Origin of the sequence: Paraburkholderia caffeinilytica, assembly GCF_003368325.1 — a bacterium.
GTDB lineage: Bacteria > Pseudomonadota > Gammaproteobacteria > Burkholderiales > Burkholderiaceae > Paraburkholderia > Paraburkholderia caffeinilytica.
Map to the genome: position 1 here is coordinate 729,399 of NZ_CP031467.1, position 13,997 is coordinate 743,395.

The following is a 13,997-nucleotide window of genomic DNA, read 5'->3' on the forward strand; positions in this document are numbered from 1 at the left end:
TGCGTGCCGCTACCGCCGGCAAGCGTGCCTACCTGCACGCACGCGTGAATGCGTCGAGCCTGGCCGTCGCCACACATGGCATGGACGGCAGGGCGCCTGCTTTTCCGCGTCAGCAATGCCCATGCCCGACACCACCCGGCAAATGCTTGCGGACTTGCCCTACCCATTCCAGCGCGCCCCGCGCAAGGCAAGATTTGGTAATCACCTACCCGAACTCACGCTGTTTTCGGGCATCTGTGTTCCAGCGACTCGGCCGATCATCCAGTGCATGAGAAACCCATGCACTGCCGGGAGCACCATGAAAACTTTCCGCCCAATTCTTGTCGCCGCGCTCATGCTCGCGCATCTGCCCGCTCACGCCACCAGCTTCGACTGCACCAGGGGACGCTCGCTCACTGAACGGATGATCTGCAACGACCCAGCGCTCTCGAAGCTCGACGACACGCTTGGGCAACTGTACTGGAAAGCGCGGCGGCGGGTCGTCAACCGTCGCGCGTTCCTCACGGACAGCGACAGCAAGTGGGCGTGGCGGGAAGCGAATTGCCGCGATGCGGAGTGTCTGGGGACGTGGTATTCGACGCGGATCGAGGAACTGCAGCGGCTGATCGAAAGCATGCAAGCGGGAACGCCGGCCGCACCGGACACTCCGCGTAAGGCGCCGATGCCCGCGCTACAACAAACCGAGATCGCGATGCTTCGGTGCACCGCGGCGGACCCCGGGCTCGTCGTGAACGAACAGTGTCCCACCGTGATCAAGGAGAACAACAGCCGGTGGAAATATCAGCCACACGGCGGCGACTGGTTCTGCGGACTGGCGATGCTTGCGCCGGCGGACGTGCGGTAGCGCTACCTGCCGCTCCAGAACCTCCGCTGAACCTCCATCACCTCATCCTCCACGTCGGGCACCGGGCCGATCACCTCGACAGGCTTCTGGCAATGATCGAACACATACCGGCAATCCACGCTCATGGTGGGATTTTCGGCATGAGCGCCGGTCGCCTCCAGCAGGCGCTTCTCGGTCATGCCGAACACGACGCGGCCGATATTGGCCCAATACATCGTGCCGGCACACATGCAGCAAGGCTCGACCGACGTGTACAGCGTGCAACTCCATAAGTACTCCGGCGTGAAATTCAACGCCGCCACGCGAGCCAGCACAGACTCGGCGTGATTCACCGTGTCGACATTGCCCTGCTCCATCAACACGGTCTCCTGATCCGGGCCGACCAGCACCGCGCCGAACGGGTGGTGCCCCAGCAGCGTCGCCCGCTCGGCGACCCGGCTCGAATGCCGCAGATGACGCACGACCTGCTCGTGCGTCGGCGTCAAACCCTGCGGCGGATAGGCCGCCGCCACGCCGGCGGCGCCAGTGTTGCTCGAGACGGTAAGACTCACGGGCGATCTCCTTTAATTTTTAATAATAGTTAGGCAAACCAATCAATGTATTACTTCGGCAGCGAACCGTCGACGCCCTGCACGAACCAGTTCAAACGCAGCAGTTCCGCATCGCTTAACGACTTGCCCGCGGCCACCTTCACGGCGCCGGACTGATCCGCGATCGGCCCGGCGAACGGATTGAATTTGCCGGAGATGATGTCGTCGCGCTTCTGGCTCAAGGCCTTTTGCGCCGTCGGCGACACCGCCTCCGTGTTGATGTTGGCCAGATCGATCGCCTTCTCTTTCAGCCCCCACCACACGGGCGAGTTGTTCCAGGAACCCGCCATCACCTGCTGCACCAGATGCGTGTAGTACACGCCCCAGTTGCTCACGCACGCGCCCAACTGCGCGTTCGGTCCGAACTTCTTCATGTCGGAGTCCCAGCCGAATGCATGCACTTTCCTCTGCTCGGCCGTCTGCATCGTCGCCGTCGAATCGGTGTTCTGGATCAGCACGTCGGCGCCCTGGCCGATCAGCGTCTCGGCGGCCTGCTTTTCGAGGCCCGGGTCGAACCAGCTGTTGATCCACACGACCTTCACGCGCGCATTCGGGTTGACCGAGCGCGCGCCCATCGTGAACGCGTTGATGTTGCGCACCACCTCCGGCACCGGCACCGAGCCGACAAAGCCGAGCGTGTTGGACTTCGTCGTATAGCCGGCGACCAGCCCCGCCAGGTAGGCGCTCTGGTAGGTCCGCACGTCATAGGTGGCGAAGTTGGCGGCCTTCTTGTAGCCGGTCGCATGTTCGAACACGGCGTCCGGGAAGTCTTTCGCGACCTTCAGCTCGAAATCCTGGAAACCGAAGCTCGACCCGACCACGATCTTGTTGCCCTTGGACGCCAGATCGCGAAACACACGCTCCGAATCCGCCGACTCCGGCACGTTCTCGACACGCGTCACTTTGATCTTGTCGCCGAATTTCGCCTCGACCTCTTTCACGCCCTGCTCGTGCGCGTAGGTCCAGCCGGCGTCGCCCGGATTGCCGAGGTAGACGAAGGCGATGCCGAGCGGCTGCGCAGTCGCGGCGGCGGCCGCCCCGGCGCCGAACGCGAGCGACGCGCCGAACGCCGCTGCAAGAACAGTGCGGACGGTCTTGATGCGCAATGAGTGATGCAGCACTCGCGCCAGCTTTGTTTTCATGAATTCTCCGAAGATGGTTTCCAGGTGCCTGCCACAGTACTCGGGACTGTCCCGAGCAAGGCTCCAGCATAGGGGGTCATATTCGAAGGTCAATTTCAGCGGAAAAATTATTATTCGTTATCTCGTCCATAACGAATCCGGTATTTTGGTGAGCGGAGAACAGCTTCCAGCCGTCGCGCGAGTGCATCGGCAAGTGGTACGGCAAGTGCTCAGTGCAGGCACGATGTCCTTATCAGGCAAGCGCACAAAGCGCCCATGACAGCCGGACGCCGAGAGCGCAGCCGTCATCCTCGCGCCACACTCAGCACTCGCTCAATGAACTTGCGGCGGCGGGTCCGCCTGCTCGTCGTCAGGCGCGCCGCCCTCGCCGAACAGCTCCGCGCACAAGCCCTGGCCGATCTCGCTCAGGCGCGCCGTTCCCGTGCCTTCTTCGTTGAATGTGGTGTCCACCAGACCGCCGTCGGCCAGCGCCGTCAGTTGCCGCCGCAAGGCGCTCATCGGCACGTCCGCCTGCTTGGAAAGCTTGGCGAGCGACCACGCGCCGCCCGGCGTTTCCCGATACGCGCGCCACAATTGCGCCAGTATGGCGACCAGCACCGGATCGAGTTCGTCGTCTTCCATCGTGAATGTCTCCTCGTTTTCTTAAAGCCCTGCCGGTCCAACCCAACCCGGCCCTGCTCCGCCCCATCAGGCCATCTGCGCCGCCAGTTCACCCAGCGTCCTCAATGCCGCCTCGGTCTGCGCCGTCCACGGATAGCTGTAATTGAGCCGGATGAAATGGCGAAAATCGTCGCGCATCGAAAACATCATGCCCGGCCCGACCGTGATGCTGCGCGCGAGCGCGGCCTGATAGAGCCGCATCGAGTCGACACGCTCGGGCAATTCCACCCACAGCACGTAGCCGCCTTGCGGCGTCGACATGCGCGTGCCGGCCGGGAAAAACCGCTGCACCATCGCCATCATGATGCTCGCCTGCTGCCGGTAGAGCTTGCGCAGGTGCCGCAGATGCCGGTCGTAGCCGTCCTGCCGAAGGTAATCGGCGACCGCGACTTGCGGCACCGAAGGCGTAGTCAGCGTGTTGAGGAACTTCAGCTTCTCGACCTGTGCGCGGTAGCGCCCCGGCATGGCCCAGCCGATCCGGTACGACGCGGTCAGGCTCTTCGAAAACGACGCGCAATGCAGCACCAGTCCCTTGGTGTCGAAGTTCTTCAACGTCGACGGCCGCGCCTCGCCGAAGTACAACTCCTGATAGACGTCGTTCTCGATGGCAGGAATTTCGTGCGCGGCGAGCAGTTCGACCAGTTGCTGCTTGCGCGCGTCGGGCATCTGGAAACCGAGCGGATTCTGGAAGTTCGGCATCACCATGCATGCGGCGATCTTCTGCCGGGCGATGACCTCGGCCAACGCCTCGATGTCGATGCCGTGGACTGGATGCGTCGCCACTTCGATGGCGCGCATGCCGAGACGCTCGATGGCGTGCAGCATCGCGTAGTAAGTCGGCGACTCGACGGCGACCGTGTCGCCCGGCCTTGCGACCGCCTGCAAGCTGAGGTTGATCGCCTCCGTCGCGCCGAGCGTGATGATGATTTCGCCGGGATCGACCGGCACGCCATTCTCGGCATAGCGCCGCGCGATCTGGCGGATCAGCTCGGGATTGCCGGGCGGCAGGTCGTCGATCAGATTCCAGCTCGCGTGACGCCGGGCGATCGCATTCGCATACTGGTTGATGCGCCGCCACGGGAACAGCGACGGATCGGGGTACGGCGAGCCGAGCGGCACGGCGTCATGCGCGCGGATGCTGCGCAGGGTCGACAGCACGAGGCGGCTCACGTCGACCGCGGCGGCCACCGGTGGTGTATGAACCGCCGGCTGACGGCTCAGACGCGGCTCGTCGAGCGCCGCGGCCGTCGCCAGCGCGTCGCGCACGAAATAGCCCGACTGCGGCCGGGTCTCGACAATCCCCCGGCTTTCCAGCAACGCGTACGCATGCAGCACGGTCTTGATGCTGACGCCATGCTGCAGGCTCGCCTGTCGCACCGATGGAATCCGTTCGCCCGCCGCGAACACGCCGCGGCGCACGGCTTCGGTCATGTCGTCGGCGAGTTTTTCGTAGAGTTTCAAGGACCTGGCTCAGACGAAGGCGTGGGCGGGAACGCCAGTCTATGACAAATTTCCCACAACTGTACTCCTCCGCTTTCCGATTTTCTGTATGCTGCACTGCACTTGGAACACAGTAGGCTTCCATGCATCGGCATAAAAACCTCGTCCAAGCCCCATCCGGCGGCAAGATCATGAAGAAACCCGAAGCTCGCATTGAACCGTACACGCACCCCGCCGCCGGCTGGGGCGCGCTCAAATACGTCGCCATCAACCTGCTCAAGGAAAAGGTGACGGGCGGCGACTACCGCATGCTGCTCAAGCAGAATCAGCCGGACGGCTTCGACTGCCCGGGTTGCGCGTGGCCGGACCGCGAGCACGCGTCGACCTTCGAGTTCTGCGAAAACGGCGTCAAGGCCGTCGCCGCCGAGGCAACCAGCAAGCGCGTGAGCCCGGCGTTCTTCGAGCAACATACGGTCGAAGAACTGATGGCGCAGTCGGATTTCGAGCTGGAACAACATGGCCGTCTGACCGACCCGCTCGTCTACGACGCCATGCGCGACCGCTACGTGCCGATCGGCTGGGACGAAGCCTTCGACCTGATCGCCGATCACCTGAAGCGACTCGACGATCCCGACAGCGCCGCCTTCTACACCTCGGGCCGCGCGAGCAACGAAGCCGCGTTCCTGTATCAGCTGTTCGTGCGCCTGTATGGCACCAACAATTTCCCCGACTGCTCGAACATGTGCCACGAAGCCACCAGCCGCGGCTTGCCGCATACGGTCGGGATCGGCAAGGGCACGGTCACGCTCGACGACTTCGAACACGCCGATACGCTCCTGATCTTCGGCCAGAATCCGGCGACCAACCATCCGCGCATGCTGGGCGAACTGCGTGAGTGCGCGAAGCGCGGCGCGACCATCGTGTCGATCAATCCGCTGAAGGAACGCGGCCTCGAACGCTTTGCCAGCCCGCAGCATCCGGTGGAAATGATCACGATGGGCAGCACGAAGATCAGCTCCGTGTTCATCCGGCCGAAAATCGGCGGCGATTTCGCCTTGATCAAGGGCGTCGCCAAACGCGTGATCGAACTCGACGACGAAGCGCTGGCCTCAGGTCTCGCACGTGTGCTCGACGTCGCGTTCATCGCCGGACACACGGTCGGCTTCGACGCCTTCGCCGACGACTTGCGCGCCGAAAGCTGGGACACGATCGTCGCCGAATCGGGCGTGCCGTTCGACGACGTGCTGAAGCTCGCCGACATCTATGTGAAGGGACGCGCGGTGATTTCGACGTGGGGCATGGGCCTCACGCAGCACAAGAACTCCGTGCCGACAGTGCAGATCCTGTCGAACCTGATGATGATGCGCGGCAATATCGGCCGCCGCGGCGCGGGCTTGTGCCCGGTGCGCGGACACTCGAATGTGCAGGGCGACCGCACGGTCGGCATCGAAGAAAGGCCGACCCAGGCGTTTCTCGACCGGCTCGGCGAAGTCTACGATTTCGAGCCGCCGCGCGAGCACGGACTCGACGTCGTCAACACGATCCAGGCGATGCTCGACGGCAAGGTCAAGGTGTTCATCGGCCTGGGCGGCAACTTCTCGATCGCGACGCCGGACACGCCGCGCACGTGGGAAGCCATGCGCTCGTGCGAGCTGACCGTGCACATCACGACCAAGCTGAATCGCAGCCACCTCGTGCACGGCCGCGACGCGCTGATTCTGCCGACGCTCGGCCGCACCGAAATCGATCTGCAGAATGGCGTGGCGCAAGGCGTGAGCGTCGAGGATTCGATGAGCATGGTGCACATTTCGTATGGCATGAACAAGCCGGCCTCGGAGAATCTGTTGTCGGAGATCGCCATCGTCGCGCGCATGGCGCAGGCCACGCTCGGCAGCGCCAAGGTCGACTGGCTTGCCCATGCGGCCGACTACGCGTTGATTCGCGACGGCATCGCGAAAGTGATCGACGGCTTTCACGACTACAACGAGCGCCTCAGGAACCCGGGCGGTTTTCACCTGGGCGTGGCGTCGCGCGAGCGCATCTGGAAAACGCCGAGCGGCAAGGCGCAGTTCCTCGTGCATGCGATCGACGTCGACACGCCGATTCATCAGGCGCGCGCAGCGCACGGCAAGCGTCTGATGACCTTGATGACGACGCGCTCGCACGACCAGTACAACACGACGATCTACGGCCTCGACGACCGGTATCGCGGCGTGTATGGGCAGCGGCGCGTGCTGTTCGCCAACAAGGACGATCTCGCGATGCTGGGTTTCGTGGCGGGCCAGCGCGTGGATATCACGAGCGTGTGGGCCGACGGGATCGAGCGCCACGCGGCCGGGTTCCTGCTGGTCGAGTACGACATTCCGCGCGGTTGCCTCGGCGCTTACTACCCGGAGACGAATCCGCTGGTGCCGCTGTCTTCGGTCGCCGACGGCGCGGGAACGCCGACGTCGAAGTCGATTCCGGTCCTGTTGACGGCGTCGGCGCTCGAGACGGTGGAAGCGGTTGCTGCCTGACGGCCGGCCGGCGGCCCTGCTTTGCGTGTGTCCGGAGTGAACCTCGACGCTCAGGCCTGGTTTTTCGTCAGATCGCGGTGCGTCAGATACAGGCGCAGATCGAATTCGATCTGGTGATAGCCCGGCTGCATGAACTCGCACAGGCGGTAGAACGCCTTGTTATGGTCGCTCTCCTTCAGATGGGCGAGTTCATGCACGACGATCATTTTCAGGAACTCCGGCGCGGCGTCCCTGAATAGCGAGGCGATGCGAATTTCTTTTTTTGCCTTCAGCTTGCCGCCCTGCACGCGCGAGATGCTCGTGTGCAGGCCGAGCGCGTGACGCACGACGTCGAGCTTGCTGTCGTAGGCGACCTTGTCGATTTGCGCGCCGTTGCGAAGGTGTTCGCGCTTGAGCTCCGCGCAGTACTCGTACAAGGCCCGGTCTGTTTGCACCTGGTGCGTGCCGGGGTACCTTGCGGCGAGATAGTGGCCGAGCTGGTTGCCGGCGATCAGCTTGTTGACTTTCTCGTGCAGCCCGGCTGGGTAGCCGGTCAGGTATTTCAGGTGGTGCATGACGGTGTGCTTTGCGAATGGCGACGGCGCGGGTTGCATGCGTCGCGGCGGAAACAGTGGGACGCGAGCGCTGCTTGGCGAGGTTCTGCGCAACCGCGCAATTATCCGGGCCGCTACGGGAGCGGCCGGTACGCCAAGGTCCGCCTGAGCGAATGTACGCGATCAAACGTGCGGCAGGTCGTCAATGCATTTTTCGACGTGCTCGCCGGGAACATCCGTGTCAATCCCGTCGCGACCGTCGGCGTGCGCGACAGACACGATTTTTGGCCCCAGAAACCGTACGCCGCCGAGCGTAAAAAGGGACCAAACAGCATTCCCCCGACGGATGGTGGCCACGACTTCGGACACCTCGACAATCGACGTGGGCGACAACCAGTCACGCGTTGCCGGGTCGACGGGAGCCCAACGCACGTGGGTGATCCTGTCGTTGGCCGGGTTGATGCGAATGGCGTCTACAGCAAACGTAGCCATATCGGCCTCCATCGTTCTGACAAAGGGATGTCAGCATTATGCGCTGCTTCTTTTCCTGATACACCAGCCAACTTGCTTGCCGGATCATGCGCCACGGCGCCGCGCCGCGCCGCGCTTCGAGCGCGATGACCCGCACACGTGCCGGGCAGCGTTGCCTTCAGTCGGACTCGTCGTTAGGCGAGACGCTGTCGTCGTTCTGGACGAGCTTCGGGCGCCCCGCCGCGTCTGGGCCGGTATCCACCAGCTTGTTGCGGTAGTCACAGGCGGGACAAAGGAAAAAGAATCCCTGTTCGTCGACTTCCGGTACGGTGCGATCAAAGTCGAACGACACATTGCAGTTTCGACAGGTCCACATAGCGGCCTCCGTCGGTATCTTCGAGGAATCCCCGTACGACCGATACTATCCGCAAGCCGCCTCTACGGCGCAAGAGAATCAGTGCTGCCCCGCGTTCAGGAGCATCCAGATCTGCCGCGTGGGTGCACCTGCGAGAATGCGCGCAAACACGGCGCCGCACCGCACGCAGGTGTAGTGCTCTTCAGCTCGCGTATCCTTCACGAGGCCGACGCCGTTGGGCGTGAGGTCGTCGTGCGGAGTCGCAATCGCCGACTGCCCATACAGATCAGCGCATTGCGCGCATGGTTGAATCCAGAGTTCCATGTTTGACAACCCGAGCGGTGATCAACCGTTGCCGGCATCCGAGCCGACTTCCTGCATCGTGTCGACGCGCCGCTTGCCTTCGACATACCCGGCCTCACGGGCGGCTTCTTCGCTGCCGAAAGTGGCGACAAGTTCCTGGAAGCGAATGCTCTGCCCTGCGAGGTGGGCATCGGAACCGTGGCGACAGATGTACGCCGAGTAATGCCACAAAGTGATCGGGGCCGGGGGACCGTATGCAAGGATTGGCAGGACCCAGACTTCGTATCCGTTGTGTTCGATCTTGTCCCACATGGCTGTCTCCATCGTGATCGTCGAGGAATCGTAGCATGCAATTCCTGATCGACACGGATCCCGCCGGCGAGCGCAGCGCGGACCAGGTGCGTGCAACGACCTGGCTGCGGACCCCGCTCAACGCCGCATCAAGGACCACAACAGCAGCGCCAGCAGCAGCACCACGACCATCTGCCAGAACAGCACCGGATCGCTCTCGAGCAAGGGCTTGCGCCGAACCGGCGCCATCGCGTCCCGCCCGCTCGATAGACGTTCGAGATCGGCGCAGACTTCGAGCACGTCCTGATACCTGCGCGCCGGATCGGGCTGCAACGCTTTCTCCAGCACCAGGTCGAGCCATTGCGGCGCGTCGGGCCGGTATTGATAGAGCGGCACGCGGCCATTGAAGCCGTACGGCAGCTTGCCTCCGCTGAACAGCCGGTACAGGGTCACGCCGTACGCGAACACCTCGGAGCGCGCATCGCCCAGTGCGCCCTTCATCAATTCGGGCGCCATATAAGCGGGCGAGCCCGGTGCAACGTCCGGGCCCGGCACCTGCATGCCCGGCATGTAGGCGAAACCGAGGTCGAGCAGGCGCGTGTTATCGCCAGGCATCACCAGCACGTTCTCGGGTTTGATATCGCGATGGAAGATATCGCGGCGATTCAGCACGTCGATCGAATGGCCCAGTTGCCGCGCGATCCCGAGCGCACGCGGCAGCGCCATGGGCTGCGGCGCCGCCAGCATTTTTTCGAGCGTAATGCCTGCACCGAGCGGCATCACCACATAGAGCCGGGTTTGCCGGTCGGCATCGATCGGCATCGGCGCGAGCACGCCATCGTCGCCGATCTTGCCGGCCAGCCAGCGCTCGCGCACGATCGACTGGCGCACGTTCTCGTCCTGCTCGACACGCGGCTTGGGAAACTTGAGCGCCAGCGGCGTGTTCGGCTCGGCCAGATCGTAGCCGGCGAAAATCCGCGAATAGAAGCCGTCGCTCAGCACGCTCCTGAGCAGATATCCGTCGACCACCTCGCCGGCGTCGGGCACCGCCGGAATCGGCAAGGCGCCGACCACCCGCTCAAGATACCCGACGTCGAGCAAGGGCAGGCTGCCCACGTCGAGCACCGCGCCCGTCACGTCGTCCTGCGAGCCGCGCGCCACCGCCAGCGCGCCGAGCCGGCGTGCAGTGTCGAGTGCGCCGCCGCGCGCCGCCAGCACCGTCTGCAGCTCGCGCATCGGCACGCGGCGATAGAGCCCGTCGGAGCACATCAGCAGGCGGTCGCCCTCGCGCAGCTCGAGGGTTTCGATGCGCGTCACCAGCGTCGGCAGCATGCCGACCGCGTGCGCCACATAAGAACCGAAGGCGACCGGCACCACGTCGTCGTCGCCGAGCTGGGTCAGTTGGCCGTCGCGCAGCAGGTACAGCCGCACATCGCCGGCCGCCACCAGATACGCGGTAGCGCGGCGCACGATCAGCGCCGCAAATGACGCGGCCATCTGCGTCAATGCGGGATCGACGCGGCCGATCTGGTGCAGCCAGCTGTGGATGGCCTCGAGCGCGCGGGCCGCGGCCACGCCGGGCTGCAAGGTGTCGGGGAGTCCGTAGTAGGCGTCGATAAAGGTCCGCACCGAGAGTTCGGCCGCGACCCGTCCGCCCTTGCTGCCGCTCACGCCATCGGCGAGCGCGATCACGCTGCCGCGCGCGGCGCGCGCCGCCAGATCGCCGAGCATCACGCCGACGTAGTCTTCGTTGACGTGATCCTGCCCGCGGGCGCGGGCAGGGAAAGAAACACAAGCGATCTCGAGCGCGGCGCACTCGCCGCGCTCCGGCCTCAACTGCAGATCGATTTCCTGGCCGCCCATTGCGCGGCCGCTGGCGGGCCTTCCCTCTGGATCGTCTGGCGCCGGGCTGGTGTTCGGCGCGGGCAAGCTATCCTGGGAGAAGGGTTCATTCATTTACTTTTTGCCGTGGGTCATCACGTCGCTGGTTTCCAGATCGTGCTCGATCTTCTCGAGCACCTGCGGCGAGCGCTTCTTGAGCATCAGCAACCAGACCGCGCCAACCAGCATATACGCAACGAACAGATACGGCAGGATGTTATACGGATAATCGGGCACCGGATACACGCTGCCGATCACCGCACCGACCATCGCCAGTGCGCCGAGCACGCCCCACACGACGTTGCTCGTCTTGAGCTCGCCCTGCTTCTTCAGATAAACCGGTGCCGCGATGGCGACGAGGAAATACACGACCAGGAAGCCAAAAGTCGCAAACGTGCTGGTATAGCCGAAGGTGTTGAGCGGACCCGTGCCGAGCATCGCGATGCACACCACGAAGGTCACGATCGAGGAAAACGCAACGGCCAGATACGGCGTCTGGTGAGTGCGGTGCACCATGCCCATCGAGCGATGCACGAACTGATAGCGACCCATCGAATAGAGCAGGCGGCTGGACGAGTTGATGCACGCAAGCACGCACGAAAATGCGCTGACCGAGGCAATCAGATAGAACACCGGACCGAGCGGCGAGGCGCCGACGCTCGTGAGCAAGGTGCTGAGCACGGCCGAATCGCCGCCGAGCTTGGCTGCGTCGTCGTGATAGGCGATCGTCATCGAATAGGCCACGAACATGAAGAACAGGCCCGACAGGATCACGCACCAGACTACCGCGCGCGGAATGACGCGCAGCGGATTCCTGGTTTCCTGGCCGAGCGAGGCCGCGCTCTCGAAACCCACGTACGAGAAGATGCCGAGCACCATGCCCTGCGCCATGCCCTTGCCGCTCACGCCCTGCAGCCCCAGTTGCGTATGGTCGACGATATGGTCCGGATGCAGTGCGAGCACATAGATCAGCACCCCGCCCACGATCACCACCGAAGCAGCTTCGATTGCCAGCGACAGGCGCGACGAGAGCTTCACGTCACGCGCCGAGAAGAACCAGGCCAGGCCGACAAAGACCGTGTAGACCGCCCACGACGGAATATTGACTCCCCAGGCCGTAAAAGCGTTCTGCACGAACACCACGCCTGCGGCGCCGACCCCCATTGCAGTGCCTACGTACGCCGCGATCAATCCCCAGCCGGCAATGCCCCCCGCCATCGGCCCAAGCGCGCGCGAGATATAGATAAAGAACGAACCCGCCGACGCAATCCGGCTCGACAGCGCGATGATGCTCATGCTCACCAGCAGCAGCCCGAGCGTCGAAAGGCCGTAGATCAGCCAGGTTCCCGCCCCGGCCAGCGCCGCGATCGCGGTCACGTTGATCGAGGGCGTGAAAGTCGGTGAAAGATTCGCGATGGATTGGCCGATCACCTCGGGAAAACCTAAGGTACCGGCACGCAGGCCACCCGATGATGCCGGCGCTGCTTGCGTGGTGCTTTGCGGAGTGCTCATATTGGGCTCCTGTTAGAGGGGTGAATCAAAGTTGAATGCGCTCCACTTTTCCACAGTCAAAAATCTCGAAACAATTCAATTCATTTGGTCCATCCGGGAATCCACGAAGTGCCCGCGAGCGGCACGCGCGCCATCGCCGCGGCTTCCACCGTCAAGGCGACGAGGTCCTCGGGCTCCAGGTGATGCACGTTCTGCTTGCCGCACGCACGCGCGATCGTTGTGAGTTCCATGTTCAGCGTCTTCAGGTAATTGCGCACGCGGCGCGATCCCTCATCGGGCTGGACGCGCTGTTCGAGCACTGCGTCCTGCGTGGTCACGCCGACCGGGCACTTGCCCGTGTGGCAGTGATGGCAGAAACCCGGTGACGTATTCAACGCCGCGTAATCCGCCGCTGCCGGATGCAGCGCGCCGTTCTGAAAGTACGTGTCGCTGTTGCAGCCGAGCGCCATCAGCATGCCCTGCCCGATCGCCACCGCGTCAGCACCGAGCGCCAATGCTTTCGCCACGTCGGCGCCGGTACGGATGCCGCCTGATACGATCAGTTGTACCTGGCCTTTCATATTCAGGTCTTCGAGCGCGTCCACGGCCTGGCGAACCGCCGCGAGCGTCGGAATCCCCACGTTCTCGATAAAGCAGGTCTGCGTCGCCGCCGTGCCGCCCTGCATCCCGTCGATCACGACCACGTCGGCACCCGCATGCACCGCCAGCTTGACGTCGTTGAACGTGCGGGTTGCGCCGACCTTCACGTAGATCGGCTTTTCCCAATCGGTGATTTCGCGCAGTTCCTGAATCTTGATCGCCAGATCGTCGGGACCGGTCCAGTCCGGATGACGGCTCGCCGAACGCTGATCGACGCCGGCCGGCAAGGTGCGCATCGAGGCGACGCGCGGATTGACCTTCTGCCCGAGCAACATGCCGCCGCCGCCCGGTTTCGCGCCCTGGCCGATCACGATTTCGATCGCGTCGGCGCGGCGCACATCGTCCGGATTGAAGCCATAGCGCGAGGGCAGGCACTGATAGACCAGCGTCTTCGACGAGCGGCGTTCTTCCTGTGTCATGCCGCCGTCGCCGGTGGTGGTCGAGGTGCCCATCGCGGTCGCGGCCTGGCCGAGCGCTTCTTTCACGTTCGCGGACAATGCGCCGAAGCTCATGCCCGCAATCGTGATCGGAATGTCGAGCACCACCGGCTTCGTGGCGAAGCGCGCGCCGAGCACGGTCCGCGTCGCGCATTTCTCGCGATACCCTTCGAGCGGGTAGCGCGACAGCGAAGCGCCGAGAAACAGCAGATCGTCGAAATGCGGCACGCTGCGTTTGGCGCCGAGGCCGCGAATCTCATAGAGGCCACGCTGCGCGGCGGCGTGGATATAGTCGATCGTCTTACGGTCGTAGCCTTGCGACTCTTCCTGCTGCAAGCGGGCGAAGTGAACGGGTTTGGCTTCCATGGGAACCTTCTTCGAGA

General features: G+C 63.8%; 14 protein-coding genes. 2 read left to right on the plus strand and 12 right to left on the minus strand.

All coding sequences use genetic code 11. From position 1 onward, the window contains the following. Window positions 1-298 precede the first annotated feature (298 nt). Window positions 299-844 carry a lysozyme inhibitor LprI family protein gene (locus DSC91_RS19190; RefSeq protein ID WP_115780408.1) on the plus strand — a complete coding sequence of 182 codons (546 nt, stop codon included), beginning with the start codon at window positions 299-301 and terminating at the stop codon, window positions 842-844. A gap of 2 nt (window positions 845-846) precedes the next feature. Here the strand turns inward: DSC91_RS19190 and DSC91_RS19195 are convergent, their stop codons facing one another. From DSC91_RS19195 to DSC91_RS19210, 4 genes are all read right to left on the minus strand, one after another. Further along, a complete protein-coding gene (locus DSC91_RS19195) occupies window positions 847-1,395 on the minus strand; it encodes a nucleoside deaminase (RefSeq protein ID WP_115780409.1) in 549 nt (182 codons plus the stop codon). A 50-nt stretch (window positions 1,396-1,445) separates the two neighbouring features. Further along, window positions 1,446-2,576, minus strand: coding sequence for a BMP family ABC transporter substrate-binding protein (locus DSC91_RS19200; RefSeq protein ID WP_115780410.1), 1,131 nt, complete (start codon window positions 2,574-2,576; stop codon window positions 1,446-1,448). A 312-nt stretch (window positions 2,577-2,888) separates the two neighbouring features. Continuing rightward, window positions 2,889-3,197, minus strand: a complete 309-nt coding sequence (locus DSC91_RS19205; RefSeq protein ID WP_115780411.1) for a helix-turn-helix domain-containing protein — start codon at window positions 3,195-3,197, stop codon at window positions 2,889-2,891. Window positions 3,198-3,263: 66 nt separating this feature from the next. Next, window positions 3,264-4,697, minus strand: coding sequence for an aminotransferase-like domain-containing protein (locus DSC91_RS19210; RefSeq protein WP_115780412.1), 1,434 nt, complete (start codon window positions 4,695-4,697; stop codon window positions 3,264-3,266). A gap of 170 nt (window positions 4,698-4,867) precedes the next feature. On the opposite strand from DSC91_RS19210, the gene DSC91_RS19215 reads away from it, so the two are divergent. After that, window positions 4,868-7,192, plus strand: a complete 2,325-nt coding sequence (locus DSC91_RS19215; RefSeq protein ID WP_115783343.1) for an FdhF/YdeP family oxidoreductase — start codon at window positions 4,868-4,870, stop codon at window positions 7,190-7,192. 50 nt (window positions 7,193-7,242) lie between these two features. Here the strand turns inward: DSC91_RS19215 and DSC91_RS19220 are convergent, their stop codons facing one another. The 8 genes from DSC91_RS19220 to DSC91_RS19255 all read right to left on the minus strand — a co-directional run bounded on the left by DSC91_RS19220 (window position 7,243) and on the right by DSC91_RS19255 (window position 13,980). After that, complete coding sequence (locus DSC91_RS19220) at window positions 7,243-7,746, minus strand: M48 metallopeptidase family protein (protein WP_115783344.1); 504 nt, start codon at window positions 7,744-7,746, stop codon at window positions 7,243-7,245. Between the two features lie 162 nt (window positions 7,747-7,908). Further along, a complete protein-coding gene (locus DSC91_RS19225) occupies window positions 7,909-8,217 on the minus strand; it encodes a hypothetical protein (RefSeq protein ID WP_115780413.1) in 309 nt (102 codons plus the stop codon). A gap of 157 nt (window positions 8,218-8,374) precedes the next feature. After that, window positions 8,375-8,572 carry a hypothetical protein gene (locus DSC91_RS19230; protein ID WP_115780414.1) on the minus strand — a complete coding sequence of 66 codons (198 nt, stop codon included), beginning with the start codon at window positions 8,570-8,572 and terminating at the stop codon, window positions 8,375-8,377. A gap of 78 nt (window positions 8,573-8,650) precedes the next feature. Next, complete coding sequence (locus DSC91_RS19235; protein ID WP_115780415.1) at window positions 8,651-8,875, minus strand: hypothetical protein; 225 nt, start codon at window positions 8,873-8,875, stop codon at window positions 8,651-8,653. Between the two features lie 21 nt (window positions 8,876-8,896). Next, the gene (locus DSC91_RS19240; RefSeq protein WP_115780416.1) at window positions 8,897-9,166 is read right to left on the minus strand and encodes a hypothetical protein; all 270 of its coding nucleotides are present in this window, start codon (window positions 9,164-9,166) and stop codon (window positions 8,897-8,899) included. 117 nt (window positions 9,167-9,283) lie between these two features. Beyond that, window positions 9,284-11,101: a bifunctional protein-serine/threonine kinase/phosphatase gene (locus DSC91_RS19245; RefSeq protein WP_115780417.1), complete on the minus strand. Its 1,818-nt coding sequence runs from the start codon at window positions 11,099-11,101 to the stop codon at window positions 9,284-9,286. Further along, window positions 11,102-12,538, minus strand: a complete 1,437-nt coding sequence (locus DSC91_RS19250) for an APC family permease (protein WP_115780418.1) — start codon at window positions 12,536-12,538, stop codon at window positions 11,102-11,104. An 80-nt stretch (window positions 12,539-12,618) separates the two neighbouring features. Next, window positions 12,619-13,980: an FMN-binding glutamate synthase family protein gene (locus DSC91_RS19255; protein WP_115780419.1), complete on the minus strand. Its 1,362-nt coding sequence runs from the start codon at window positions 13,978-13,980 to the stop codon at window positions 12,619-12,621. Between the last annotated feature and the right edge of the window lie 17 nt (window positions 13,981-13,997).